Annotated in this window: 23 protein-coding genes and 1 other annotated feature; of the genes, 9 read left to right on the forward strand and 14 right to left on the reverse strand. The window is 58.2% G+C overall.

The features are described 5' to 3' along the window. Positions 1 to 89: 89 nt before the first annotated feature. From BN4575_RS13445 to BN4575_RS13455, 3 genes are all read right to left on the reverse strand, one after another. Complete coding sequence (locus tag BN4575_RS13445) at positions 90 to 1,460, reverse strand: L-serine ammonia-lyase (protein ID WP_042021848.1); 1,371 nt, start codon at positions 1,458 to 1,460, stop codon at positions 90 to 92. Between the two features lie 275 nt (positions 1,461 to 1,735). After that, positions 1,736 to 3,121: an L-serine ammonia-lyase gene (locus tag BN4575_RS13450; RefSeq protein WP_042021850.1), complete on the reverse strand. Its 1,386-nt coding sequence runs from the start codon at positions 3,119 to 3,121 to the stop codon at positions 1,736 to 1,738. A gap of 154 nt (positions 3,122 to 3,275) precedes the next feature. After that, a complete protein-coding gene (locus BN4575_RS13455) occupies positions 3,276 to 3,560 on the reverse strand; it encodes a pyrimidine/purine nucleoside phosphorylase (RefSeq protein ID WP_068978539.1) in 285 nt (94 codons plus the stop codon). Between the two features lie 270 nt (positions 3,561 to 3,830). Here BN4575_RS13455 and BN4575_RS13460 point away from each other — a divergent pair, with 270 nt between their 5' ends. After that, positions 3,831 to 5,072, forward strand: coding sequence for a dicarboxylate/amino acid:cation symporter (locus tag BN4575_RS13460; RefSeq protein WP_083221041.1), 1,242 nt, complete (start codon positions 3,831 to 3,833; stop codon positions 5,070 to 5,072). Positions 5,073 to 6,381: 1,309 nt separating this feature from the next. Here BN4575_RS13460 and pfkA read toward each other — a convergent pair. The 3 genes from pfkA to elyC all read right to left on the reverse strand — a co-directional run bounded on the left by pfkA (position 6,382) and on the right by elyC (position 9,162). Further along, positions 6,382 to 7,353 (reverse strand): 6-phosphofructokinase, encoded by a 972-nt coding sequence (gene pfkA, locus BN4575_RS13465; RefSeq protein ID WP_042021853.1) that lies wholly within the window; start codon positions 7,351 to 7,353, stop codon positions 6,382 to 6,384. A 147-nt stretch (positions 7,354 to 7,500) separates the two neighbouring features. Next, entirely contained in the window at positions 7,501 to 8,256 is a 756-nt protein-coding gene (gene tpiA, locus BN4575_RS13470; protein ID WP_042021855.1) for a triose-phosphate isomerase, read from the reverse strand. Between the two features lie 135 nt (positions 8,257 to 8,391). Then, entirely contained in the window at positions 8,392 to 9,162 is a 771-nt protein-coding gene (gene elyC / locus BN4575_RS13475) for an envelope biogenesis factor ElyC (RefSeq protein ID WP_068978607.1), read from the reverse strand. Positions 9,163 to 9,272: 110 nt separating this feature from the next. Here elyC and cmoM point away from each other — a divergent pair, with 110 nt between their 5' ends. The 7 genes from cmoM (at position 9,273) to BN4575_RS21260 (ending at position 18,504) form a co-directional block, all read left to right on the forward strand. Then, complete coding sequence (cmoM, locus tag BN4575_RS13480) at positions 9,273 to 10,049, forward strand: tRNA uridine 5-oxyacetic acid(34) methyltransferase CmoM (RefSeq protein ID WP_068978540.1); 777 nt, start codon at positions 9,273 to 9,275, stop codon at positions 10,047 to 10,049. A gap of 89 nt (positions 10,050 to 10,138) precedes the next feature. Continuing rightward, on the forward strand, positions 10,139 to 11,473 hold the full coding sequence (gene mukF, locus BN4575_RS13485) for a chromosome partition protein MukF (protein ID WP_068978541.1): 1,335 nt from the start codon (positions 10,139 to 10,141) through the stop codon (positions 11,471 to 11,473). Beyond that, the gene (gene mukE / locus BN4575_RS13490) at positions 11,454 to 12,191 is read left to right on the forward strand and encodes a chromosome partition protein MukE (RefSeq protein WP_068978542.1); all 738 of its coding nucleotides are present in this window, start codon (positions 11,454 to 11,456) and stop codon (positions 12,189 to 12,191) included. The genes mukF and mukE overlap by 20 nt, the downstream gene beginning before the upstream one ends. Before the next feature lie 45 nt (positions 12,192 to 12,236). After that, positions 12,237 to 16,664 (forward strand): chromosome partition protein MukB, encoded by a 4,428-nt coding sequence (gene mukB, locus BN4575_RS13495; RefSeq protein ID WP_068978543.1) that lies wholly within the window; start codon positions 12,237 to 12,239, stop codon positions 16,662 to 16,664. 258 nt (positions 16,665 to 16,922) lie between these two features. Further along, entirely contained in the window at positions 16,923 to 17,309 is a 387-nt protein-coding gene (locus BN4575_RS13500) for a septal ring lytic transglycosylase RlpA family protein (protein WP_068978544.1), read from the forward strand. 156 nt (positions 17,310 to 17,465) lie between these two features. Continuing rightward, positions 17,466 to 17,681 (forward strand): hypothetical protein, encoded by a 216-nt coding sequence (locus BN4575_RS13505; protein WP_068978545.1) that lies wholly within the window; start codon positions 17,466 to 17,468, stop codon positions 17,679 to 17,681. A gap of 208 nt (positions 17,682 to 17,889) precedes the next feature. Next, on the forward strand, positions 17,890 to 18,504 hold the full coding sequence (locus BN4575_RS21260) for a YagU family protein (protein ID WP_083221042.1): 615 nt from the start codon (positions 17,890 to 17,892) through the stop codon (positions 18,502 to 18,504). A gap of 234 nt (positions 18,505 to 18,738) precedes the next feature. On the opposite strand, the gene hisIE is transcribed toward BN4575_RS21260, so the two are convergent. The 8 genes from hisIE to hisG are packed head-to-tail and all read right to left on the reverse strand — an operon-like array spanning position 18,739 to position 25,989. Continuing rightward, on the reverse strand, positions 18,739 to 19,389 hold the full coding sequence (hisIE, locus tag BN4575_RS13510; protein WP_068978546.1) for a bifunctional phosphoribosyl-AMP cyclohydrolase/phosphoribosyl-ATP diphosphatase HisIE: 651 nt from the start codon (positions 19,387 to 19,389) through the stop codon (positions 18,739 to 18,741). Next, the gene (gene hisF, locus BN4575_RS13515; RefSeq protein ID WP_005345639.1) at positions 19,382 to 20,155 is read right to left on the reverse strand and encodes an imidazole glycerol phosphate synthase subunit HisF; all 774 of its coding nucleotides are present in this window, start codon (positions 20,153 to 20,155) and stop codon (positions 19,382 to 19,384) included. The genes hisIE and hisF overlap by 8 nt, the downstream gene beginning before the upstream one ends. Further along, positions 20,155 to 20,916, reverse strand: a complete 762-nt coding sequence (gene hisA, locus BN4575_RS13520) for a 1-(5-phosphoribosyl)-5-[(5-phosphoribosylamino)methylideneamino]imidazole-4-carboxamide isomerase (RefSeq protein WP_068978547.1) — start codon at positions 20,914 to 20,916, stop codon at positions 20,155 to 20,157. Before hisA ends, hisF begins: the two co-directional genes overlap by 1 nt. A 5-nt stretch (positions 20,917 to 20,921) precedes the next feature. After that, positions 20,922 to 21,563, reverse strand: coding sequence for an imidazole glycerol phosphate synthase subunit HisH (hisH, locus tag BN4575_RS13525; RefSeq protein ID WP_068978548.1), 642 nt, complete (start codon positions 21,561 to 21,563; stop codon positions 20,922 to 20,924). Then, a complete protein-coding gene (gene hisB / locus BN4575_RS13530; RefSeq protein WP_068978549.1) occupies positions 21,563 to 22,672 on the reverse strand; it encodes a bifunctional histidinol-phosphatase/imidazoleglycerol-phosphate dehydratase HisB in 1,110 nt (369 codons plus the stop codon). Before hisB ends, hisH begins: the two co-directional genes overlap by 1 nt. Before the next feature lie 15 nt (positions 22,673 to 22,687). After that, positions 22,688 to 23,758, reverse strand: coding sequence for a histidinol-phosphate transaminase (gene hisC / locus BN4575_RS13535; protein ID WP_068978550.1), 1,071 nt, complete (start codon positions 23,756 to 23,758; stop codon positions 22,688 to 22,690). Then, a complete protein-coding gene (gene hisD / locus BN4575_RS13540) occupies positions 23,755 to 25,080 on the reverse strand; it encodes a histidinol dehydrogenase (RefSeq protein ID WP_068978551.1) in 1,326 nt (441 codons plus the stop codon). The genes hisC and hisD overlap by 4 nt, the downstream gene beginning before the upstream one ends. Positions 25,081 to 25,092: 12 nt before the next feature. Then, on the reverse strand, positions 25,093 to 25,989 hold the full coding sequence (hisG, locus tag BN4575_RS13545) for an ATP phosphoribosyltransferase (RefSeq protein WP_068978552.1): 897 nt from the start codon (positions 25,987 to 25,989) through the stop codon (positions 25,093 to 25,095). A 29-nt stretch (positions 25,990 to 26,018) separates the two neighbouring features. Beyond that, positions 26,019 to 26,143 (reverse strand) — a sequence feature (His leader region). Between the two features lie 187 nt (positions 26,144 to 26,330). Between hisG and BN4575_RS13550 the strand changes: the two genes are divergently transcribed. Further along, positions 26,331 to 26,576 (forward strand): hypothetical protein, encoded by a 246-nt coding sequence (locus BN4575_RS13550; protein WP_068978553.1) that lies wholly within the window; start codon positions 26,331 to 26,333, stop codon positions 26,574 to 26,576. Positions 26,577 to 26,623: the final 47 nt, after the last annotated feature.

Below are 26,623 nucleotides of genomic sequence, written 5' to 3' on the forward strand. Positions count from 1 at the left end.
TTCGGATTTTTCATTGTTGGGGATCGGTCAATGGCGCCTTAACTGGCCGCCATCATCGACGATCCCGCTTTGAACAAGAGGGTGAACCCTTATTCGCAAGAGACCTGCATCACCTTGATGGCCAGACCACCACGGGATGTTTCACGGTACTTGGAGTCCATGTCCTTGCCGGTGATGTACATGGTTTCGATGACCTTGTCCAGTGATACACGTGGCTTGGAGGTACGACGCAGGGCCATGCGGGAGGCGTTGACCGCCTTCATGGCTGCAATGGCGTTACGCTCGATGCAAGGCACCTGTACCTGACCGGCAACCGGATCACACGTCAGACCCAAGTTATGCTCCATGCCGATCTCGGCGGCTTCACAGACGTGCTCAGGGCTACCGCCCATCAGCTCGGTCAGACCGGCAGCGGCCATTGAGCAGGATACGCCCACTTCACCCTGGCAACCCACTTCGGCACCGGAGATGGAAGCATTCATCTTGTAGAGAATACCGACGGCACCGGCAGCCAGATAGAAACGGGTGTACTCATCACGGCCAACCGGCTGGATAAACTTGTCGTAGTAGGCCAGTACGGCCGGGATGATGCCGGCGGCACCGTTGGTCGGTGCAGTGACCACACGGCCACCGGCCGCGTTCTCTTCACTCACGGCCAGCGCGAACATGTTGACCCAGTCAATGATGTTCATCGGATCGTTGGAGAGATTCTCGTTGGTGCTGAGCTGACGGAACAGCGGGGCAGCACGGCGGGGAACCCGCAGCGGGCCGGCCAGTACACCTTCGGTGCGGCAGCCGCGCTCGATCCCTTCACGCATGGTGTTCCAGATCTTGCCGAACTTCTTGTAGATCTCTTCCGGGGTATTGAAGCACTTCTCGTTCTCCAGCATCAGGGCGGAGATGGAGAGACCGGTCTGGCTGCTGTGGGCAATCAGTTCGGCTGCGCTCTTGAACGGATAGCGGACCGACATGTCGCCGCTGTCTGCTTTGCCAAAGTTCTCTTCGTCAACGATGAAACCACCGCCGATGGAGTAATAGGTCTTGCTGTAAACCGCTTCATCTTCAATGAAAGCAGTCAGCTTCATGCCATTTTCGTGCAGCGGCAGGGCTTCGTCATGGAACACCATGGCATTGCGCGGAAAGCTGACGGTGTGGCAGTGCAGACCGATCGGCAGACGCTCGGTCTGCTCGACGCGAGAGATAAACTCGGGGATCGCATCGATATCGACGTTTTCCGGCAAGTTGCCTGCCAGACCCATGATGATAGCGGTGTCGGTGTGGTGGCCTTTACCGGTCCAGGAGAGGGAGCCGTAAACATCCACTTTGATGCGGGTGATCTCGCGGATTTTGCCGCCTGCGCGCAGCTCGTCAACAAACTGCTTGGCCGCTTTCATCGGGCCAACTGTGTGGGAAGAAGAGGGGCCTACACCGATTTTGAAGATATCAAAAACGCTGATCATGTCACAATTACCTCAGGGTAGAAGGGGGCGGCATGCCCACTCACAGAAATTTGGAAGATCCATGGGACGCGCTTGTCAGCGCAGGTCACAGAACCAGATAACCGTAGTGTAACGGCTCAAGACCTAAAAAAAGTTGAAATAGATCTATTTTTGTTGAATCTGAGGCGGGATTATAAAATTAATTTTGTTGCTTATCCATTTTGTTAAGCGTTTACCCATAAAAATACCCGGCGATGCCGGGCATTTAGGAACCAAATGGAGTCAGTTTCTGTTTTTTAACATTCAGTAATGTTAACTGCCAGGCCACCGCGGGCGGTCTCCTTGTATTTGGTCTTCATGTCGTTGCCGGTCTCCCACATGGTTTTGATCACCTTATCCAGCGATACCTTGTGCTCGCCGGTGCCGCGCAGGGCGAGGCGGGCGGCATTGATCGCCTTGACTGCCCCCATGGCGTTACGCTCGATGCAGGGCACCTGTACCAGCCCGCCGATGGGATCGCAGGTGAGGCCAAGATTGTGCTCCATGCCGATCTCGGCGGCGTTCTCGACCATCGCCGGACTGCCGCCAAACAGCTCGGTGAGTGCCCCGGCGGCCATGGAGCAGGCGACCCCGACCTCACCCTGACAGCCCACTTCCGCCCCCGATAGCGAGGCGTTCTTCTTATATAAGATGCCGATGGCGGCTGCGGTGAGGAAGTAGCGTACCAGCATCTCGTCATCCACCTTGTGGACGAAACGATCGTAGTAGTGCAGTACCGCAGGAATGATCCCGGCCGCCCCATTGGTGGGGGCGGTGACCACCCGGCCACCGGCGGCGTTCTCTTCATTGACCGCGAGGGCAAACAGATCGACCCACTCCATCACCATCAGCGGATCCTTGTTGAAGTTGGTCTCGCAGCTGAGCTGGCGGAACAACCCCGGCGCGCGGCGTAGCACTTTGAGGCCGCCCGGCAGCACCCCTTCGCTTTTGCAGCCCCGCTCGACGCAGCCTTGCATCGCTTGCCAGATCTTGCGCAACCCTGTTTTTATCTGTTCATCACTGCGAAATACCCGTTCGTTAGCCAGGATCAGACCAGAAATAGAGAGGCCGCTCTCCTGGCAGTGGGCGAGCAGTTGGGCCCCGCTGTCAAACGGGTAGGGGACCGGGTGCTCGGCATCTGTTTTGATGGCTTCTTCCTTGGCGGTGGCGAAGTGGCTCTCTTCAATGATGAAGCCGCCCCCGATGGAGTAGTAGGTCTGGCTAAACAGCAGGACGTTGTCGGCGGCAAAGGCGCGCAGGGTCATGCCGTTGGTGTGCGCCGCCAGCGTCTTGCGGCGGTTGAAGATGATGGCCCCGCTGCGGGGGAAGTGGCTCGGCTGTTCACCGGCCAGTAGCAGGCTTTGTTCTTTATCCACCTTGGCCAGCAGATCCGGAATAGCATCGATATCGACCGATTCCGGTTCAAAACCGGCCAGTCCCAGAATGATTGCCTTGCCGGTCGCATGCCCTTTTCCGGTCTGGCCCAACGAGCCGTAGCACTCCACTTCGACCCGCGCAGTGTGTGGCAGCTGACCTTGCTGGCGGAGCAGTTGGACGAAGGCATAAGAGGCCCGCATAGGACCGACGGTATGGGAAGAGGAGGGGCCAATGCCGATGGAAAACAGGTCAAATACGCTGATCATGACATCAATCCGGTGATGGTTTATGTCTGTTTATTCTAGGATTTTTGCCGTAGATAGAAAGAGGGGAGATGCAGTGCTGTGACATGGGCACAGATAAAGTGGTGACGGCATGTTCATCCAGGTTGAAGGGGACTTGCCCCTTCAACCTGCGGGATCAGTCGAGAAATTCGCACAGATAGGCGGTGGGGGTTTTCACTTCCAGTTTGAAGGAGGAGTGGCCCGCTACCAGGAAGGATTCACCCTGGTGATAGGTGTGCCACTTATCTTCATCAGCCAGCTGAATGGTGAGTGCGCCTTTGATCACTGTCATCCGCTCGGGGGCGGCGGTGTTGAACAGGTAGTCACCGGCGTTCATCACCCCAACGGTAGATTTTTCGCCTTTTTGTTCGAAACCGATGGATTTTACATTTCCGTCAAAATATTCGTTAACTTTCAGCATCTTTACATCCCTGTGTGTACGTTTGTGCAGCCAAGCTAGCACAATCTTTTGCCAGTTGTCATGGGGGGATGGGCTAAAAATCACCGTGGCCGCGTTGAATCTTTACTTTTTAGCAAACTTATTAATAGTTAAGGTTAACGACTTGCTGATTTAAAACAGCTATTAAATGTGAGATAACACGTGCAAATAGGGGAATGAGCCGATGCTCATTCCCCTATTTGGTTTATTGCACTGGGAAAGTGTGAATTTTGCTACATAAAGGAACATATTGTGTTAACTAAAGGACTCATTAAAAACATCGGCTTCCAGGTTGTGGTGGCCATGGTCTTGGGCGCAGTGGTCGGCGCCTTCATGGGTGAGCAGGCCACTGTGTTTGCACCGCTCGGTACCCTGTTTATCCAGCTGATCAAGATGCTGGTGATCCCGCTGGTGGCGGTTGCCATCCTCTCCGGCGCAGCCAATCTGGGTGCTAGCCCGGCTGCTGGCAAGATCGGTGCAGCCACCCTGGCCTTCTTCCTCGGCACGTCAGCACTGGCTGTGCTGCTGGCGCTGGTGATGGGGCAGATCTTCAAACCCGGTGTCGGGGTCGATTTCGGTTCAGCCTCCGCCATGTTTAGCGGTGACTACGCCGATAAAGGGGCGTTGCCGGATGCGGTTGCCACCCTGCTTGGCATGATCCCCACCAACGTGTTCCAGTCGCTCAACGAGGCAAACATCCTGCAGATCCTGGTGTTCTGCATGTTCCTCGGCATTGCGCTGGCCAAACAGCCGCGCGAACGCGCCAAGCCGCTGGTCGATGGGCTCAATACCCTGGTGGATGCCTTCGTCTGGATGATCAACAAGGTGATGATCATCGCGCCGCTCGGGGTGTTTGGTCTGATGGCCGAAGCCATCGGTACCTATGGCTTCGACGTGCTGACGCTGGTGCTCAAGCTGTTCGTGGTTTATGTGGCTGCGATCCTCATCTTCGGCTTTGTGGTCTATCCGCTGCTGGTGATGGCGTTTTCCAATACGCCGGTGATGAAGTACCTCTCTGCCATGAAGAAGCCGCAGATCGTGGCCTTCTCCACCGCCTCTTCCATGGCGACCCTGCCGGTCAACATGGAGACCTGCGAGCATGATCTGAAAGTGACCAACGCGACCGCCTCCTTCGTGCTGCCGCTGGGGGCCACCATCAACATGAGCGGTAACGCCATCTATTACGGTCTGGTCGCCATCTTCTTTGCGCAGGTTTACAACATCGACCTGAGTGTCGGTGCCTGGGCTGCCATCATAGTGACCTCCACCCTGGGGGCGATCGGTCAGGCCGGTGTACCGGGCCCAAGCTTCCTGGTGGTTGCCGTGCTGCTGGCGGCCGGGATCCCCATTGAAGGGCTGCCGCTGCTGTTTGCGCTGGATCGTCTGTTTGACATGATCCGCACCTCCCTCAATATCACCGGTGATGCGGCATGTGCTGTCATTGTTGACCGCTTTAGCCCGGAATATGACCCACAGCGTTGGAACAAGGCATAACAGCGTTGAGTTGAACTAAAACAGCGCTGAGATAAACAGCTTTGAGCTGAAACTGTGTGACGCGAGCCCCTGCCATGATGGTGGGGGCTTTTTTATATCTGCCGGACAGGTATCAGGGGGCAAGCGTGAGCAAGGTGCGGCTGGGGGGGCTGAATGGCAGGCAACAAAAAGGGGAGCTTGGCTCCCCTCGGATATGATCTGCTGCTGGTTAAACCATCCTGGTTACACCCTTGTGGCGAAAGAAGCAGCGTCAACGTACAGAAATCATATCTATGTTGGCTATCACGACAGTGCTGTTGAAAAGCGCCAGTTAGTGGCGATAAAACAGGCATGTCTGACAGGGATGTTCCGGATTGATGTCTCTCTATCCGGCTCAGAACTGTGACAGTGAGGGCAGAGAGACAGCAACCAGGGTAAAAAACACCGTAAAGACGGCAGTAACAACAAATTCTTTCATTTTCTTCTACCCAGATTGTTGGTTGATGCAGTCAAGATACCATAACCAGCCCTTAAAACAAGCGTATTGTTGTTTAAATGGGTGTTTTGGTGGTCGCCGGAGGCGAACGGTCTGTTTTTGTCATCTTGTGCTGTTTTTATCTACCATTTGGCTTAGTGGCGTTTTTTCAATCAACTGGTTTGTATAAATGCATTATAAATCAGTATGTTGTGTTTTTGGTGAGGATGCTTTCAATGGGGTTTATGTGGCTCCATCTTTATTTTTGGTAAATTAACACAGCTATTATGGCGCTGGATGGGTGATGAAAACTGTCGCAATCATGCTGTTGACCATTTCTGGCTAAGATAACCCCGCCAAAAAAAGTAACCACTGGTAATGATGACCGCAAATCGGGGGCGGCTTGCACGACATGCCTCTGGTTGAGCCGCCAAGTCACTGTAATCCCGCTGTCATATGGACAATGGGTGGTGGACAGTCTGCTATCGGGCATTGAGAGGTCTATGTGATCGTCAACCATCAAGAGGGGCCGCCGGAGCCCGTCGTCATTGATATGGGTTGGATGCAGGGGGATAGTTGCGGCGGATGTGTGTGTTGTAACTGCAGCGGCATGCCCATATTCCCTGATTGGGCCAAGGGGGAGAGCAGAGACAATGCAGGGGAGGATGAGCGCGCTTCCCGTGCGCAGGGTTGCGAAATAGGAGCAGGATGATGGCGGCACGTTGCCAGAGAGGCCGTTAGCCGTTCCGGGCGATGGATGAGCAGCCATGCTGGCGCTATGGCTGGTTGCTTCAAATAGAAAAAACCCTCCAGCGGAGGGTTTTTGCATTACCAAGCTATCTAAACGGCAGTCGCTTAGAACAGGGTGGTAGAGAGATCGTAGAGTTCCTGATTGAACGGACGCTTCAGATTCTCGATGCAGTCGATGATGTCGTGATGCACCATGACGTTACCCTGAATACCGACGCAGCGACCACCCTGGCCAGCCAGCAGTTGCTCAACAGCGAAGGCGCCCATACGGCTGGACATGATGCGGTCACGAGCAGTCGGGGCCCCGCCACGCTGGATATGGCCCAAAATGGTGGCGCGGGTTTCACGACCGGTCAGCGCTTCAATGTCCTTGGCCAGCACATTGACGTCGGTGACGTGCTCACAGATGGTGATGATGGCGTGACGCTTGCCTTTGGCTTCGCCTTCCTTGATCTGTTGCAGCAGCTTCTCTTTGTCGAAGGCCACTTCCGGCACGATCACGTACTCGGCACCGCCAGCAACGGCTGCAGACATGGCCAGATCGCCACAGTGGCGGCCCATGATCTCGACCACGGAGATGCGGTGGTGGGAGCTGCAGGTGTCGCGCAGACGGTCGATGGCGTCAACAACCACGTTCAGTGCAGTATCAAAGCCGATGGTGAAGTCGGTACCGGCGATGTCGTTGTCGATGGTGCCCGGCAGGCCGATGCAGGGGAAACCCTCTTCAGTCAGCTTCTTGGCACCCATGTAGGAGCCGTCACCGCCAATCACCACCAGCGCATCGATGCCATGCTTTTTCAGGTTCTGGATAGCTTCGGCACGTACCGCCGGATCTTTAAAGGCAGGGAAACGGGCAGAACCGAGGAAAGTACCACCACGGTTTACCACGTCGGAGACGCTGTGGCGCTCCAGCTTGACGATGCGATCCTGGTGCAGGCCGAGGTAGCCATCATAAATACCGTAAACTTCCAGGCCATGATGCAAACCGGCGCGAACCACGGCGCGAATAGCTGCGTTCATACCCGGTGCGTCGCCACCACTGGTCAAAACACCAATACGTTTGATTTGTTTGGTCATGAGTGCCTCTGGATCTGAGTTGTCAAATACGAATGTTGAAATAGACAAGCCACTTTTACTATATCGGCTTTCCTATGGAATGCGGGGTGACCATAGGAAAAGCGATATAGAGAGGGGACGAGCCCCTCTCTTATTAGTAATCGAGGATTACTGGGCTGCGCCCGCGATGATCTGGGAGAAGTCGTCCACTTTCAGGGACGCACCACCGACCAGGCCACCGTCGATGTCCGGCTGACCGAACAGGTCTGCAGCAGTAGCGCCAGTGACGGAACCGCCGTACAGAACCTGTACTTTGGCAGCGATAGCAGCGTCAAAACCGGCCAGATACTGACGGATGTGCGCGTGAACGGACTGAGCGATCTCCGGAGTGGCAGTCTTGCCAGTACCGATGGCCCATACCGGCTCATATGCAACAACGGCGTTGCTGAAAGAGGCGATGCCGCAACGGTCGATAACGGCTTTCAGCTGGGTCTCAACCACGTTCTTGGTCACACCGGCTTCGAACTGCTCCAGAGTTTCACCGATGCACAGAACTGGCACCAGGCCACCTTTCTGGATCGCTTCGTACTTGGCAGCAACCACGTCGTCGGTCTCTGCGTGCAGGGTACGACGCTCGCTGTGGCCGACCAGGGAGTAGGTGCAACCGAACGCTTTCAGCATGGAGGGGGCGTTTTCGCCGGTGAAGGCGCCAGACTCGTGAAGGTCAGCGTTCTGGGCACCGTAAGCAATTTTGCTGTCAGCGGTCAGCTGCTCAACCAGACCCAAAAAGATAACCGGCGGGCAGACGGCGACTTGCACAGAAGGATGAGCGGCAGCAGCCGGGGTCAGTCCTTTGATCAGAGCTTCAACAGAAGCTTTGGTGCCGTTCAGTTTCCAGTTACCCATTACCAGGTGCTGTCTCATCTTGTATATCTCCTAGGCATTTGATTGCGCGACATTATATGAATTGAACCGAGCCCAAGATAGCTGACCCGGCGGCAAATGACGTAATTTTTTTTCGCTTTCCTGATCCAAATCAGAAATGAAACGCTTGATCGCTCATTCGTTAACCTGCCCTCGCAAGCGGGCCCACCATACTCCAATCCATTCGTGGATGGCAGCCTCGGAATACATCAGATAACGCCCTTTGGGTAAATAGCTGTAGAGCGGCTGTGCTACCTGGCTCTGCTTGGCGGTGTAGTCGGTGGGGGCTGGCACGGCATTGAGTCCCTGGCTCTGATAAAGTGCCATGGCGCGGGGCAGGTGAGTGGCCGAACTCACCAGTGCCACCTCTTTGCCCTTGAGATGGGCACTGATGCTGACCGCTTCGTCATGGGTGTCTTTGTTGTTTTCAAACAACGTCATTCGCGCGCGGGGGATGCCGAGGCTCATCGCCATCCGGGCGTTGACCTCGGCGTTGGAGAGAGGATCCCCCGACACATAACCCGAAAAGACCAGCTCCGCTTCGGGATAGGCCTGGGCGAGGCGTACCCCTTCGAGGGTGCGGGCCAGGGCGATATTGTTCTGCCAGGAGCGCTCGGGCACCGCCGGATCGCTGACATGGCCGTTGCCAAGCACCACGATCGCCTCGATCTTGGGATGCTGGCTCACCTCGAACGGTGGGAAGGTCTGCTCCAGCCCTCTGGCCAGTTCATAGCTCACCGGTCGCATCCCCATCACGGTGACAATCAGCAGTGACAAGGTGGCCAGCAGCTTGCCGGTTTTTTGGAAACGGGTGAACCAGAGCAGCAGCAGGGCGAGCAGCAGCAGGGAGAGAGAGAAGGGGAGTGGCATCAGCAGTTGGCCTAGCCATTTTTTGACCACAAACAGGTTGAGCTCAAACACGAGTCACACTTCCTTGAGTTTTCAGCAAATTCGGGATGTGACAGAATACCCTTCTTTTTCGTCATGCCCAATGCAGCGGCTAAAGTTGAGTGTTTTTGAAGCAAGATCAAAGTTTTGACGGCCGCACCGACAAGTTCGCCCGTAACATTTATGACTCCACCAAGGGGCGCATTCGCACCACCATCGTCTGGAGTGACATCGAAGCCTGCCTGGCCCGGCTTGGCAATCGACCGCTGCGCATCCTCGATGCGGGGGGCGGTTTTGGCTATTTTGCCCAGAAGCTGGCGGCCATGGGCCATCAGGTGGAGCTGTGCGATCTCTCTGCCGACATGCTGGAGCTGGCTCGCAGCCAGATCGTCGAAAAGGGGCTGCAAGACAGAATTCGTCTCATCCATTGCCCCATTCAGGATCTCAAGGCCCATGTGACCGGCACCTTTGATCTGGTGCTCTGCCATGCGGTGCTGGAGTGGCTCGCCGAGCCGCGCCAGACCCTGCTAGGTCTGTTCCCTTTCGTCAAGGCAGGGGGCATACTGTCGCTGCTTTTTTACAACCGCCATGGCTTGCTGTTTCAGAGTCTGGTGGTGGGCAATTTTGACTATGTGCGACTTGGCCTGCGCAAGAAGCGTCAACTTCCGTTGACCCCCACCAATCCCCAGTTGCCGGAGCAGGTCTATGACTGGATCGGGCGAGGGGGGCTCAAGATCATCGGCAAGACCGGGGTGCGGGTGATCCACGACTATATGCGTAACCGGCAGGATCAGAGCGAGAAGTTCGACGATCTGCTGGCCATGGAGCAGCAATATTGCCGTCAGGAGCCGTTTGTCGGACTGGGGCGCTATATCCATGTGATGGCGCAGAAACCGGCCAGCTGATGCCCTGAATAACGTGATTTTTTTGATGCTACCGGATGTAGCCGCGCGCAAGTTTGTGCGCTCAATTACAACAACGAGATGACAACGTCATGATGAGTACATCCCGTGCCCTGCCCGAGCGTTCTTTGCCGGAGATAGTAGGGTGGGTCAGGCAGGAGGGGTTGGCGCTGAGCCTGCCTACCGACCGGCTGGCTTTTCTGATTGCAATCAAGACACTGTCCGAAGATGAGTCGGACTTGTCGGAAGCGGCGCTGCACGATGCCTTTGGCTATGTCAGCAACGCGTTTGGCCAGATGGACGAGACCCTCACCGGTCGCGCCAACAATGCCATCAACGATCTTATTCGCCAGCAGATGCTGTCGCGCTTCAACACCGACATGGTGGCGGGGGAGAGCCTCTATCGCCTGTCGCGCCTTGGGGTCAGCATCGTTGACTTCTTTCTCGATCAGCGTCCGGTTGATTCCATCAAGCTCTCCATTTTGCTCGAGCACTTGGCGGCCGAACTCGACACTGCCCGCAAGGCGGCGCTTGAGACCAACACCCGCGAGCAGTGGGATGCGGAGGTGCTGCCACGGCTCACCTTTTCGCTGGAAGAGACCCTGGGGCGCATCGATCTGACCCAGCGCGCCATGGATGAGCAGCAGAATCAGGTCAAGAGCGAGATCGCGGCCCTGCTGACCCAGAACTGGGTCGATGCCATTCACAGCTGCGAAAAACTGCTGCACGAGACCGGTCAGACCCTGCGCGAACTGCAAGACACCCTGGACGCCGCCGGTCATCGCCTGCAGGCGGGGCTGCTCAACATTCAGGAAGCGGCGCAAGGGCGCGACGATCTGTTCCACGTCGAGGAGTTGACTCACGCTTTGCAGGGGCGCCTTGACGTCATCACCAGCTGGGGCCAGCAGTGCATCGAGCTCTGGTCCCGTTATGACCGTCACGTCCACAAATTTATCCGCAACGCCATCGACATGGACAAGAACCGTGCCTTCAGCCAGCGGCTGCGCGACTCCATCCGCAATTTCGAGCAGCACAACTGGCTGCTGCGCATTGCCGAGGAGCCCCGTCTGCTGGAGCTGCGGGACGAAACCATCGCCATCCATGACGAGGAGGTGACAGGTGAGGTGCCCCTCGAGATGGAGTACATGGAGATGGTGGATATTAACCAGGAGCTGGCGGAGCGCATCGAACGTTATCTGGCCCGCTATCCCGAGCAGGGCCAGCAGCTGGATTTGGCCGATGTGCTGCGGGAATACCTGCTGGACTACCCGGCTCACGCCCATTTCGATGTGGCGCGCCTTCTGATCGACCAGGCTGTGCGCCTGGGCCATGCCAGCGGCGAGCGCGATCTGCACCGCCAACCCGCATGGAAACCCATTAACCAAGCTGGATCCAAGGTTCAGGCCTATGTCATTGATCAATACTGAGTTTCCCTTGCCGCTGCGACTCGCAGAGGCGATTGCCAACCCCTTGTTTCCGCGCATCGACACCGCCTTGCGCTCCGGCCGTCACATCACTGCCGACGATTTCGAACCCCATTCGGCACTGGTGGAGTACCACAACGAGCTGGAGATCTTCTACGGCCGTTATCAGGTTGAACTGATCAAGGCGCCGGAAGGCTTCTTCTACCTGCGTCCGCGCCCCAGCGCCGACATCGGCACCACGGTTTTGTCTGAGCTCGATATGCTGGTGGGTAAGGTGCTCTGCTACCTCTACCTGAGCCCGGATCGCTTGGCCTCGGAAGGGGTGTTCACCATGGGTGAGCTGCAAGAAGAGGTGTTGAGCCTGGCTGACGAGAAGCAGCTGCTGCGGATGGTCAACAGCCGCTCCGGCGGTACCGATCTCGACAAGAAGAAACTCTTGGAGAAGATCCGTACCTCCATGCGCCGCCTGCGTCGCCTTGGCATGATCACCGCCCTTGGCAACAGTGACAAATTCCGGGTCAACGAATCGGTATTCCGCTTTGCCGCCGACGTGCGCTCCGACGAAGATCCGCGCGCCGTGCAGCTGCGGATGATCCAGGAAGGGGAAGCCATCTTCCACGACGACGAGATGCCGAGCAGCGATTCGCTGTTTGACGATATCGAAGCGGATCTTGATGAAGAACAGCTTGAACTGGAGGTAGAAGATGACCTGCAGCGTTAATTTACCGGTACTGATGAAGCCCCTTGGTGTGATGGAGAGTGTGGCGTGAGAGGAAAATTCAAATCCCTGACCATGGTCAACTGGAACGGCTTCTTCGCCCGAACCTTCGATCTCGACCAGCTGGTCACCACTCTCTCTGGCGGCAACGGCGCGGGCAAGTCCACCACCATGGCGGCCTTTATTGCGGCGCTCATTCCCGACCAGTCTCTGCTCCACTTCCGCAATACCACGGAAGCGGGCTCCAGCAGCGCCTCCCGTGACAAGGGGCTCTACGGCAAGCTGCAGCGCGGCCACTGCTATTCGCTGTTGGAAGTGATGAACAGCCGCGAACAGCGGATCTGGGTCGGCGTCCACTTGGAGCAAGTGGCCAACCGCGACAACAAGGTCAACATCACCCCGTTCGCGCTGGTGGATGTGCCGGAGCAGCTGCAACCCACCGATCTGCTGTTGGAAAAACTCGATGACGGCAAGGGCCGGGTGCGCGCCTTTACCGATCTGAAAGGGGCCGCCGCCGAGCTGGGGGCCATGAAGGTCGCCAAGTTCAATACGGTGACCGACTACCACAACTTTATGTTCGAGTTCGGCATTACCCCGAAGAAGTTGCGCGACCAGAAGGATCGCGGCAAGTTCTATCGCCTGATCGAAGCCTCTCTCTACGGTGGCATCTCCTCGTCCATCAGCCGTTCCCTGCGTGAATACCTGCTGCCGGAGAACTCCGGGGTGCGCAAGGCGTTTCAGGACATGGAGGCGGCCATCTATGAAAACCGCCGCACCCTGGAAGCCATTAAAGAGACCCAGGGTCAGCGGGATCTGTTCAAAAACCTGATCACCGAGACCACCCACTATGTGGCGGCGGACTATGTGCGCAACGCTGCCGAAAAGAGCCGTCTCTCCGAGCTGGCCCTCAAGGCGCGTCAGGAGCTGGCGGAGAAACGCCGTATCTTGGCCGAAGAGCGCCAGCGAGCCATCTATCTGGCCGACGAGGTGGAGCAGCTTACCAACCGCGAGAAATTGCTGACTGCTGAGGCTGAGTCTGCCGCCGATCACTTGGCAAAAGTGTTGGCTGCGGTGGCGCTGCAAAAGAAGATCGAGATGTACCGCGCCGATCTGGCGGATCTGTGCGACAAGCTGGAGCAACAACAAGCGATCGTCGAGGAGATCCACAGTCAGCTGCTGGAGGTGGAAGAGTGCAAGGAGCTGGCGCAGGCCGAAGTAGACAGCCTCAAGACCCAGCTGGCCGACTACCAGCAGGCGCTTGATATTCAGCAGACCCGCGCCATCCAGTACCGTCAGGCGGTGCAGGCGCTGGAGACTGCCCGCGAGCAGTGCGAGCTGCCGGGGCTGACCGCCGAACAGGCGAGCGACACCCTGCACCAGTTCCGCGCCGCCGAGCAGAGCCTCACCAGCCGGGTATTGGGCGCCGAGCAGCAGTTGGCGCTGGCCAAGGCGGCAGTGGCCGAGCACGAAGCGGCGCTGGCGCTGCTTTTGAGCATCGCACCCGAGACAGTGCGTGAGGCCGCCTGGCCTACCGCGCAGGCGCTGCTCAAGCGTCACATCGAAGACAAGGCCCGCATTGCCCAGGGGCAGGGGCTGCGCGCCGCGCTGGCTCGCCTCGAGAAAGAGAGTGAAAGCCAGCAGGCGCTGTTCAAATTGCGCGACGAGCTGCAGCAGGCCTCTGGTCAGCTGATCGCCAGCCAGGACGAGCTGGAGATCTTCCTCGAAGCCCAGCGCACCCGTCAGGAAGAGCTGGCCGAGCAACAGGCGGAGGTGAACCAGCGCCGCGCCAGCCTCGAGCATCAGGGCGCCCAGCTGGGACGCGATATTGCGGAGCTGACCAAGCTGGCCCCGCGCTGGCTCAAATCCTTTGAAAAGCTCGAACAGCTGCGCGAGCAGAGCGGTCTGCCGCTGGCCACCGCCGAAGCGCTCTCTGCCGGCATGCAGAGCGTGCTCGACAAGGAGCGCGAGTTCGAGCAGGAGAGCAACCGCATCGCGGCGCAGAAACAGGCGCTGGAGCTGCAAATTCGCAACCTGCAACTGGGGGCTGGCGAGGCAGATCCGCGCCTTGCTCGCATCGCCGAGCAGGTGGGGGGCGTGCTGCTCTCCGATGTCTATGACGACATATCCATCGACGATGCCCCTTACTACTCCGCGCTCTACGGCCCGGCTCGCAGCGCCCTGGTGGTGCTCGATCTTGAGGGCGCCATCGAGCGGCTGAAAAAGCTGGAAGATTGCCCAGAGGATATCTACCTCATTCAGGGCAACCCCGACTCCTTTGACGAGGATCTGGTAGAGGCCGACGAGCTGGGGGATGCCGTGCTGGTGCGTACCAGCAAGCGTCAGGTGCGCTTCTCCCGCTACCCCGAGCTGCCGCTGTTTGGTCGCGCCGCCCGTGAAAAACGCATTGAGCAGCTCGATCTTGAGCGCGAAGGGCTCATCGAGGGTTACGCCAAGGCCGCCTTCGAGCAGCAGAAGTATCACCGTCTCTACGGGCATTTTCGCGACTTTATCGGCCAGCATCTGGATATCGCCTTCCGCCCCGACCCCGAAGCCGAGGTGCAGGCCAAGCAGGCCGAACTGCGGGGATTGCAGGGTGCCATCGCCGGGTGTGAAAAGCAGCTGGCCGAGGCCAAAGCGGCCGCCGCCCAGCTGACCCGCCATATCCAGCTGGTGCAGGGGATGCTGCCCTTTGCCCACCTGTTTGCCGAGACAGATCTGGCGGTCCGCCTCGAAGCGGCTCACACCGATGTGGAAGCGCTGAAACAGGCCGAAGCCTTTATCGCTAAGCACGGCAAGGCGCTGGAGAAGCTCGAGACAGTGGTGCAGGTGCTGCGTCAGGATCCGCAAGATCTGGCCGCCCTGCAGGCTGCCTATGATGAGGTAAGCGACTTGCTGGCCGAGCAGAAGCGCCGTTGCTACGCCCTCGATCAGCTGGTGGCCCGCCTGCCGCACTTTGCCTATCAGGATGCGCAAGACCTGCTTGGCAAGGCCTCCGAGATGAGCGAGCGACTCAAAGAGAAGCTCAAGGCGGCCGAGCTGGCGGCCCGCACCGCCGGCGAGCAGCACAAGCAGATTGCCCAGCGTCACACCGAGGCGTTGCAACTGCGCACCGCCCTTGATTCCAGCGCCTCGGCCAAGCGCCAGACCCTGACCGAGTTCGAGCAGGAGCTGGCGGCCATGGGGCTGACCCTCTCTGACGATATGGAAGAGAAGTCCCGCGCCCACAAGAAAGAGATTGAAGAGCTGCTGATCCGCACCCGTTCCCGTCGCACCAGCGCCGAGGCCCAGCTGCAGGTGACCAAGCGCGAGATCGAATCCCTCGGTGGTCGTCTCACGCTCGAAGGCAAGGATTACTTCAGCGCCCGTAAATCTCTGGTAGGCCACAAGGCGAGCTGGTCGCGGGTGGTGCGTTTGGCGCGGGAGACCGACGTCGAGAAGCGCCTCAACAAGCGCGAGCTGGCTTATCTCGACAGCGACGAGCTGCGCTCCATGTCGGACAAGGCCCTCGGCGCCCTGCGGGTGGCGGTGGCCCACGACGAGGCCCTGCGCGATGCGCTGCGTCTCTCTGAGGGCAACCGCAGCACCGAGCAGAAGGTCGCCTTCTACGTGCAGGTCTACCGTTACCTTAAAGATCGCATCCGCAACGACATCATCCGCTCCGATGATCCGGTGGAGGCCATCGAGGAGATGGAGATCGAGCTGGCCCGTCTCGCTGACGAGCTCAAGCAGCGGGAAACCCATCTGTCGCTCTCCTCTCACGAGGTGGCGGCCAAGATCACCAACATCATCCGCCGCGAGCAGAACCGCATCCGGGTGCTCAACCAGGGCTTGCAAAACATCGCCTTCGGTCTGGTGCGCGGGGTGCGCCTCAACGTCAATATCCGCGAGGCCCACACCCGTCTGCTGACGGCGCTGGCCGATCAAACAGCCATGCACAACGATCTGTTCGCCGACAAGGAGCTGAGCTTCTCCGAGGCGATGGCCAAGCTGTTCCAGCGTCTGAACCCGCAGATCGAGCAGGGGGATCGCAGCTATCAGGTGATGGGCGACGTGCTGCTCGACTATCGCAACTATCTGGAGCTGGAGATCGAGGTGCAGCGCGGCGCCGATGGCTGGCTGCGTGCCGAGAGCGGTGCGCTCTCCACCGGTGAGGCGATCGGTACCGGTCAGGCCATCCTCTTGATGGTACTGATCAGCTGGGAGGAGGAGTCCCGCCGTCTGCGCGGCAAGGATATCGCCCCCTGCCGTCTGTTGTTCCTCGACGAAGCGGCCCGTCTGGATGGCAAATCCATCGCCACCCTGTTCGAGCTGTGCGAGCGGCAGGATATGCAGCTGCTTATCGCGGCGCCCGAGAACATCAGCCCCGAGAAGGGCACCACCTACAAGCTCATCCGCAAGGTGCAGGGCAAGCACGAGCATGTGCATGTGGTGGGTCTGCGCGGCTTCGGCTTTGCCGACGACAAGCTGATTGCCTGAGAAGTCTCTGGGCCATCCGACACGGGATGACCGGTAACTAGTAAAAAGGGAGGCATTTGCCTCCCTTTTTACATGGAAGATATGGCAAAGTAGCCGCACGGTCGCTGTTGCCTGACAACAAGGCGAGTAACATGGTGAGTGCCTTGGAGCTATGGCAAGGTGAGATCTACCGCCTGCAAACGTGTCGCAAGCGTCACCTGCCGTATCGAAGAAGAAAAATTGCGCATAGCGAAAAGAAGAAGAGAGGAGCAGTGAAAGGTGCAACATATCCAGAAAGGGCTGCTGTTATCTCTTTGTCTGCTGCTGGCCGCCTGTAGCAGCCGTTATGACGAGAGTCACGGCGGCAGCTGGCGCGGCTATAGCGAGACTGGTTACGCCAGCTATTATGCCGACCGCTATCACGGCCAAAAGACCGCCAGCGGCGAGATCTATCGCAGCAATCTCAATAGCGCAGCCCATATGGAATTGCCCTTTGGCTCCATGGTGCAGGTTACCAACCTCGCCAATGGCAAGAGCGTAGTGGTCAAGGTCAATGACCGTGGCGCCTTTAAAAAAGGGCGTATTATCGATCTCTCCAAATCTGCCTTTAGCACCATCGGCAATATTCGGGATGGGATTATCAAGGTAAAGGTTGAGGTGCTGTGACTGCTTGCAAGGGCCAGTAAAACGATATTGATGTTCAAGAGCGTATTCACATTTCCCCTCTGCGTGAGGTGAAGGGATATGGAAAGGTACTTTTAGTACACAATTGACAACCCACTGCTGTTATTACCTGCAGCAATACAGCAAAGAGGATGCGAGATGACAGTGGTACCGTTTAAATGGAATGAAGTAGTTCAGTGGGACGGGCCGGGGGCCATTGCGGGTAGCGAAGAGAACTTGAGTGGCGATCGGCTGGATCGCGCCCGCTATGCTGAATTTCTTACCAACTACCTCGCCGCCGAAGGCAAGCATCGCAACTATGTGCGTAACCTCATGGGGCTAAAAGCGCACAAAAATATCAAGTTCTTGCCTTAGGTTGCAGGGTATTTCTCTTTGTAGCTTTAATGAATGGATTATGTAAAAGATAAACAAAAACATATAACACAATAATGGTGTAAATTATCGCATATACCATGGAGTCGAATCCATCTACACTAAATTTTAAAAATTAATTTTTGCCGACATCTGTATTCGGTGATACTATTTTTCTGTTATATCTAAATTGTATTTAATAGGAAACTAAATGAGTATTTTTGAACAAACACCCGTTTCCCGTAGACGCTATGGGTTGGCTGCATTCATTGGTGTTATTGCAGGTATTGTATCCGCGTTTGTTAAATGGGGTGCTGAGCATCCACTCCCACCACGCAGCCCAAGTGATATATTCAACGCAGCCTGCTCCAACGAATCATTGATTCGTGCCGCAGATCAGATTGATTGTTCTCGAAACTTCCTGAATCCACCATATGTTTTTCTACGTGACTGGCTGGGTATCGCAGATCCCAATGCTGCAGTCTACACCTTCGCAGGTCATGCCTTTAACTGGGTTGGTGTAACACATATTATTTTCTCGATTGTTTTTGCTGTCGGGTATTGTGTAGTTGCAGAGCGTTTTCCAAAAATTAAATTAATGCAAGGTTTGTTGGCTGGGGCTCTGGCTCAACTATTTGTGCATATGATTTCATTCCCGTTGATGGGTTTGACCCCACCGCTGGCGGCGTTACCTTGGTACGAACATGTATCAGAGATCGTCGGACATCTGGTTTGGTTCTGGTCGATTGAAATTATTCGTCGCGACTTGCGAAACAGGATCACCCACGAACCAGATCCTGAAATCCCACTACACTCAGCGCGCTGAACATAGTTAAAGATTGATTCATTGCGGCTTTCGGGAGAAGGCCGCTTTGATTTCAAGAACGCGATTCTAAATTTCGAAACCTATGTTTTATCAGGCAGCTACCATGATCTTGTTGCGTATCCCACCAGCAAGCTCATTTCAAGTGATGTATGAAGCCACAAGAAAGTTCTATTGTAGCCAGTCGAATGGGATATTCATTAAATAAAGCCGGGAAATCCCGGCTTTATTCTCAGCTTATTTATTGTGCCGCTCGTAAAGTCGCTGAACGACATCCTGTAATCCCAGCCCCTCGTTTTGCAGCAGCACGGTCAGGTGGTAGAGCAGATCGGCGGATTCGTTGATGAGCTCCTCCCGATCCTTGGCCATGGCGGCCAGCGCCACTTCAACACCTTCCTCACCTACCTTCTGGGCTATGCGCTTGGTGCCTTTGCCGTAGAGGCTGGCGGTGTAGCTGGTGGCCGGATCGGCCCCTTTGCGGGCGGCCAGGATCTGCTCCAGCTCTGCCAGAAAACCGAGCGGCGGCAGCGGGTGGCCGTTAAAGCAGGAGGTTGTGCCATTGTGGCAGGTGGGGCCGATGGGGTTGGCGGCAATCAGCAGGGAGTCCTGATCGCAGTCGGTGCTGATGGCCACGAGTTTTAGCACATTGCCCGAGCTTTCACCCTTGGTCCAGAGCCGCTGTTTGCTGCGGCTAAAGAAGGTGACTTGACCAGTAGTCTGGGTCTTTTCCAGCGCCTCGCGGGTCATAAAGCCCTGCATCAGCACCTCGCCGCTGGCGGCGTGCTGGACGATGGCGGGTATCATGCCGTCACACTTTTCCCAATCGAGCTGCTCGGCAAGGGGGCGCGCGCTGGCGGTTGTTTGTATGTTGTCAGAGAAGTTATTCACGGATGGCGACTCCTTCGGTTTTCAGCCAGCGTTTCAATTCGGGAATGGGGATAAGGCCCTTGTGGAACACAGAGGCGGCCAGCGCCCCGTCCACATCGGCGAGGGTGAAGGCATCGCGAAAGTGCGCCATGGCACCGGCGCCGCCGGAGGCAATCAGCGGCACCTTGCAGACGCTGCGCACCAGCTTGAGTTGGTCGAGATCATAACCCTGACGCATGCCGTCCTGATTCATCACGTTCAGCACGATTTCGCCTGCGCCGCGCTTTTGCACCTCCTGCACCCAGTCGAGGGTGTGCCAGGCGGTGGTGCGGGTGCGGCTCTCGTCGCCGGTAAACTGTTTGACCTGATAGTGGCCCGTGTCGGCGTCGAAGTAGGAGTCAATGCCCACCACCACGCACTGCACGCCAAAGCGCTCGGCCAGTCGGCTGATCAGGGTCGGGTCGGCCAGAGCAGGGGAGTTGATGGATACCTTGTCGGCGCCAAATTCGAGGATCTGGCGGGCATCTTCCACGCTCTTGATACCACCGGCGACGCAGAAGGGGATATCGATCACCTCCGCCACCCGGCTCACCCAGCTCTTGTCCACCACCCGCGCATCGCTGGAGGCGGTGATGTCATAGAACACCAGCTCGTCAGCGCCCTCTTCGGCGTAGCGACGGGCCAGCTCGACAATGCCGCCCATCACCTCGTGGTTGCGAAACTGCACCCCCTTGACCACCACGCCATCTTTCACGTCGAGGCAGGGGATAATGCGTCTTGCCAGCATCAGTTGCCTCCTGTGGTAACGGCTGCGGGCGTTTGCCAGCAGGCGATGGCGTCACCCACCGAGAACTTGCCCTCCAGCAGGGCGCGGCCAAGGATGATCCCTTTGACGCCGGAGCCCTTGAGCGCCTCGATATCCGCGATGCCGCCAATGCCGCCGGAGGCCTGAAAAGCGACGCTCGGGTAGCGGGTGCAGAGATCCCGATAGAGCTCGACGTTGGTGCCAGCCAGGGTGCCGTCACGGCTGATGTCGGTGCAGAGCACATGTTTGAGACCGGCGGGGAGGAAGCGCTCGATCAGCGCTTCGATGGTCACACCGCTGTTCTCCTGCCAGCCTGCAACCGCGATATGGCGATTGCCCTGTGCATCAATGTTGACGTCCAGCGCCAGCACTATCTGCTCGGGGCCATATTTCTCCATCCAGCTGGCCACCAGATCCGGGGATTTGACGGCGGTGGAGCCAATCACCACCCGGCTGGCACCGGCGGCCAGCAGGTCTGCCACATCCTGTTCGGTGCGCACGCCGCCGCCGACTTGCACCGGCGCTTCGGTGGCCGACAGCAGTTGGGTCAGCAGGGGCAGTTGGCGAGCCTTGGCATCCTTGGCACCGTCCAGATCCACCAGATGGAGCTGCACCGCTCCCTGGGAGACATATTCATCGAAGCGCGCCTGCGGGCTGCTGCTGTATTCAGTCTTCTGGTCGTAGTCCCCCTGATAGAGGCGAACTACCTGACCGTTGATAAGGTCAATTGCGGGAATGATCATGCTAGTCACAGCTCCAGAAAATTTTGCAGCAAGCGGGCACCGGCTGCGCCTGAGCGCTCCGGGTGGAATTGGGCGCCAAAGAAGTTGCTGCGCTCTGCAACCCCGCCCACGATGGCGGTGAAAGGTGTGCCGTAGTCGCAGGTCGCCAGCGTCGCGTCGGTCACTTCCAGCGCATAGGAGTGAACGAAGTAGAAGTAGCTGCCGCTCGGGATCCCCTTGAGCAGAGGGTGGGTCTCGTCATGCTCAATCTGGTTCCAGCCCATATGGGGCAGGCGCAGATTGCCGACCTCCATCAGCCGGATCTTGCCCGGTACTATGCCAAGGCAGTCGATAAGCCGCTCTGACGAGTCATCCGTACCCATGCTCTCTTCGGAGGCCTCCGCCAGCATCTGCATGCCGAGGCAAAAGCCCAGCAGCGGCTGCTTGGCGGCGCGAATAAGGGACACCAGCCCCCGCTCGTTGAGGTTCTTCATGGCGGCCACTGCGGTGCCGACACCGGGCAGGATCAGCTTGTCCGCCTGCTCGATATCGGCCGCCACGCTGGAGACCAGCGGCTGCACGCCGAGGCGTTCGAACGCCATTCTGACCGAGGCCAGATTGGCGCAGCCGGTATCAATAATGACCAGCTTCTGCTTGCTCACATCCATCACAGCACTCCCTTGCTGGAGGGCAGCTCGCTCCCTTCCACCCGAATGGCCTGACGCAGGGCGCGGCCAAAGCCTTTGAACAGCGCCTCCACCTGATGGTGGGTGTTGCCGCTGCCCACCTTCATCTGCAAGGTGATGGCCATGGCGTCCGACAGCGAGCGGAAGAAGTGGGGCACCATCTCGGTGGCCATCTCACCCACGTTGTCGCGGCCAAAGCCGCTCGGGCAATCAAACACGAAGTAGGGGCGACCGCTGAGATCCAGCGCCGTGCTCACCTCCTGTTCGGTCAGCGGGCGCGCATCGATCACTGCCTGCACTTCATCCATCGCCAGCACGAAGCCGAAGCGACCGATACCGCGCTTGTTGCCAAGGGCCTGGCGCAGCGCCTGCCCGAGGGCCAGCCCCACATCTTCCACCGTGTGGTGATCATCGATATGCAGATCGCCGCTGACGTTCAGCTTGAGCTGGAAACCGGCGTGGGTCGCTATTTGATCCAGCATGTGATCAAAGAAGCCGATGCCGGTGGCGATCTGGTTGCCGCCGCTCTTGTCCAAATCTAGGGCCACCTGAATGCGGGTCTCCTTGGTGTAACGCTCCACCTCGGCGGTGCGCCCCTTGGATAACAGCTGATCACGGATGGCAAGCCAGTCGTGATCCTGCGGGTGGTAGCGAATACCGCCAATGCCCATATTCTCGGCAAGCTGCAGATCGGTCTGGCGATCACCAATCACGAAGGAGTTGGCAAAGTCGATGCGACCGGAGGCGAGGTACTCCTTCACCAACCCGAGGTGGGGCTTGCGGCAGCTGCAGCCGTCGGTGGGGAAGTGCGGGCAGATCAGCACCTGCTCCCACTTCACCCCTTGCGATTCAAACAGGTGCATCATCAGATCATGGGGGGGCTGGAAGTTCTCCAGCGGCAGGCTGGCGGTGCCCAGCCCATCCTGATTGGTCACCATCACCAGCACGTAACCGGCGGCCTGCAACTCGCGCAGTACCGGAATGACCATGGGCTCGAAGCGCAGCTTGGCGAGGCTATCCACCTGCTTGTCGGTCACCGGCTCTTCAATCAGGGTGCCGTCGCGGTCGATAAACAAAAACGGGGTCTTCATCGCTACATCCTTGTCTTACAAAGTGGGAGAGGGCAGATCACGCAGTACCGCCAGCACGGCATCCATCTCGCCCTGATAGCCGATGGTGACGCGAATGCTGTTATCAAGGCCGGGTTTAGTCGAAAAATCCCGCAGTATGATGCCGGCGGCCTTCATGGCAGCAAAGACGGCGGCGCCATCAACAAAGCGCACCAGCACGAAGTTGCCCTTGTCCTCGAATACTTCCCTTACGCAGGCAAGCGTTGTCAGCTCTGCCTTGAAGGCGGCTTTTTGCTTGTTGAGCTCTATCACTCGCTCGCGCATCAGCGCCAGCCCCATGGGGGAGAGGGCCTGCGCCGCGATCTGGGCGATGGGCTCGGGGATGGGATAGGGGGCGATCACCTTGGCCAGCATGGCGATCACCTCGGGGCTTGCCAGAGTAAAGCCACAGCGGATCCCCGCCAGGGCAAAAGCCTTGGAAAGGGTGCGGGTCACCACCAGATTGGGGAAGCGGGCCAGCAGGTCTACCACGGACGCCTCGGGGCAGAACTCGATATAGGCCTCGTCCACCACCACGATGGCGCGATCCCGGGCCTTCTCCAGCAGGGCAATCAGGCCATCGCGACCCACCAGATCCCCGGTGGGGTTGTTGGGGGAGCAGAGGAACACCAGTTTCACGTCGGAAAGTCGATCGGCGATGGCGGGCCAGTCAGGCTGGCGGCTGGCGGTGAGCGGTTGCTCGACGATACCGACGCCGCAGGTCTCGGCGCTGATGGCGTACATGCCGTAGGTGGGCGGGCAGATGAGGATCTGATCTTCCCCCGCTTCGCAGAAGGTACGGATCAGCAGTTCGATGGCCTCGTCGGCGCCGCGGCTCACCAGCACCTGATCCGGATTAATCCCGGCGTAGGCGGCATAGCCGCTCACTAGTTCGGCCGGTTGGCACTCGGGGTAGCGGTTGAGGCGGCTCCCCTCGATGGTGAAGGGATAGGCCTGTGGCGCCTCGTTGGCGTTGAGCCAGACGTGGCCCTTGCCGCCAATGCGGCGAGCGGATTGATAAGGGGTAAGGGCTCGCACCACGCGGCGCGCCAGATTGGCAATGCTCATGACAAATCCTTCTGCTGTGCTGTTTGTTGGGGCGCGGCGGCCAGGGCGTTCAACCTGAGGGTGACGGCATTTTTATGGCCATCGAGCCCCTCGGCCTGGGCGATGCGTTCGACGATAGGGCCAAGGCCGCGAATACCTTCGGCGCTCAGCTCCTGCACCGTGTAGCGGCGCTGATAATCGGCGAGGCCAAGGCTGGAGCAGGTACGGGCATAGCCATAGGTGGGCAGCGTGTGGTTGGTGCCGCTGGCGTAATCGCCGACTGATTCCGGGGTCCATGCTCCCAGAAAGATGGAACCGGCGTTCTCGAGTTTATCCAGCAGATCACGAGGCGCCTGGGTCTGCACGATCAGGTGCTCCGGCGCATAGGCGTTGGAGATGGCACACGCCTCGGCCAGATCGTCACAGAGGATCACCAGACTGCTGCCGAGCGCCTGCGCGGCGATATCCCGGCGGCTCAACTTGGCCAGCTGGCGCTTGATCTCCCCTGCGATGGCATCGGCCAGCAATGGTGAGGTGGTCACCAGCACAACTTGGCTGTCGGGGCCGTGCTCGGCCTGGGAGAGCAGATCCGCCGCCACGAAGGCGGGGTTGGCGCTCTCGTCGGCAATGACCAGCACCTCGGAGGGGCCAGCGGGCATGTCGATGGCGGCGCCGCGCCAGTCACGGGATACCTGCCCCTTGGCTTCGGTCACATAGGCGTTGCCCGGGCCGAAGATCTTGTCCACCTTGGGAATGCTCTCGGTGCCGTAAGCCATGGCGGCGATGGCCTGTGCGCCGCCGATGGCGAACACCTTCTCGACGCCGCAGGCGCGAGCGGCAAACAGGATCTCGTCGCTGGCGGGGGACGGGGTGCAGAGCACCACTTCACGGCAACCGGCGATAGCTGCTGGAATGGCCAGCATCATCACGGTGGAGGGGAGCGGTGCGCTGCCCCCCGGCACATAGAGGCCAACCCGGCTGATGGGCTGGGTGCGCAGCTCGCACACCACCCCGGGTTGGGTTTCCACTCTTACCACCGGCTGCACTTGTGCGGCGTGGAAGGTGCGAATATTGGTAATCGCCGCTTCGATAGCGCTTTTGATGTCGTCATCCAGCCGCGCGTAGGCAGCTTCAATCTCATCTTCGCTGACGCGCAACTGCTCACGGGGGGCGCGCTCGAAGCGCAGGCTCAGCTCGCGCAGAGCCTCATCGCCACGGCTGCGCACCGCTGCGATGATCTCTTTGACCACGGCGCCGATATCGGCCTCGTCATTGAGGGCGGGCCGGGTCAGCACGTCGGCTTGCTGGGCCGGGGAGAGGGTCTTCCAGATCAGGGTCTGCATGATATCCCTTCCTTATTCCATCATTTTTTCGATGGGCAGCACCAGAATGGAGCTGGCGCCGAGGGCCTTGAGCTGCTCCATGGTCTCCCAGAACAGGGTCTCGCTGGAGACGACGTGCAGGGCCACCTGATTGGTGTCTCCGGCCAGCTGCATGATGGTGGGGCGCTCGGCACCCGGCAGCAGATCGGTGATGGCATCGAGCTTGTCTTTGGGGGCGTGCAGCATGATGTACTTGCTCTCGCGAGCCTGCTGCATCCCCTGAATACGGGGCAGCAGTTTGTCGATGAGCTTTTGCTTGGCATCGGACAAGGGGTTGGGGGCCTGTACCAGTACCGCCTTGGAGCGGTAGATCACCTCAACCTCTTTCAGGCCATTGGCCTCCAGCGTCGCGCCGGTGGAGACCAGATCGCAGATGGCATCGGCCAGACCCGCGCGGGGCGCCACTTCCACCGAGCCGCCCAGCATCACGCTCTTGAAGCCAAGACCCTTTTCATCAAAGAAGCGCTTGAGCAGCCCGGGGTAGGAGGTAGCGATGCGCTTGCCTGCCAGACTTTGTGGCCCTGTGTAGGTCACATCTTCAGGCACCGCCAGCGAGAGGCGGCAGCCGCCAAAATCGAGCTGCTTGAGGGTCTTAACCTCCGCAGGCAATCCTTGGGAAGCGCGGATCAACTGCGCCTCTTCCAGCACGTTCTCGCCGATGATGCCAAGGTCGACCACCCCTTCCATCACCAGACCCGGGATATCGTCATCGCGCACCCGCAGGATATCGATGGGCATGTTCTCGACATGGGCGATAAGGCGCTGCTCGCGCAGGTTGATTTTCAGGCCGCAGCTCTTGAACAGGGCTTGGGAGTCCTGGCTAAGACGACCGGACTTTTGCATGGCGATACGCAGACGTTGTGTTTCCATTTGCTCGATTTCCTTCTAGTCAAAAACGAAAAAACCCTCGGAAGTGTGTGCTTCCGAGGGTTTATGAATCTTGCGGTCCTTTTGGAAGTCACCAGTTAAGTGTCTTCCAGTAGTCAACCTCCTGAAAGACTAGTCGGGATGATGGTGGTGGTGATGAGTCTTCAGGGTGGTGAACTTCATGTAATCAATCCTTTACAAAATAAGATGTCGTAATTGACGCCTGATTTAAACTACCTGCCTTGACAGAAAATGCAACCCGAAATTGTGATTTGATCGATTAAAGTGGAGAAAACGGTTTCTTGGTCGATAACTAGACAATAACCCCTGCAGGAGTCGCCATCATGCCTAGCCAGGACCTGTTGTTCCCCATTTTGCCCCGGGCTCCCGCCGCGCCCGGCAGCGAAGAGATCAAGCGGGAAGTGAACCAGATCAGCAAGAAGCATCAGCTGCGCAAGACCAGCACTGACAACAGTGACTCCCAGCAGCGCCAGCAGGCGTATAACACCCCCGCCAAACGTGATCAGCCAAAGGCGGAAGAGGACGATCAAAAGCCGGATCCCGAGCATCAGATCGATCTGTTCGTCTAGGCAGATTATCTGTCCCGCTTTTGCCGCGCTTTTGGCATAATGGCCGC

The organism is Aeromonas sp. EERV15, assembly GCF_900079845.1.
GTDB lineage: Bacteria > Pseudomonadota > Gammaproteobacteria > Enterobacterales > Aeromonadaceae > Aeromonas > Aeromonas sobria.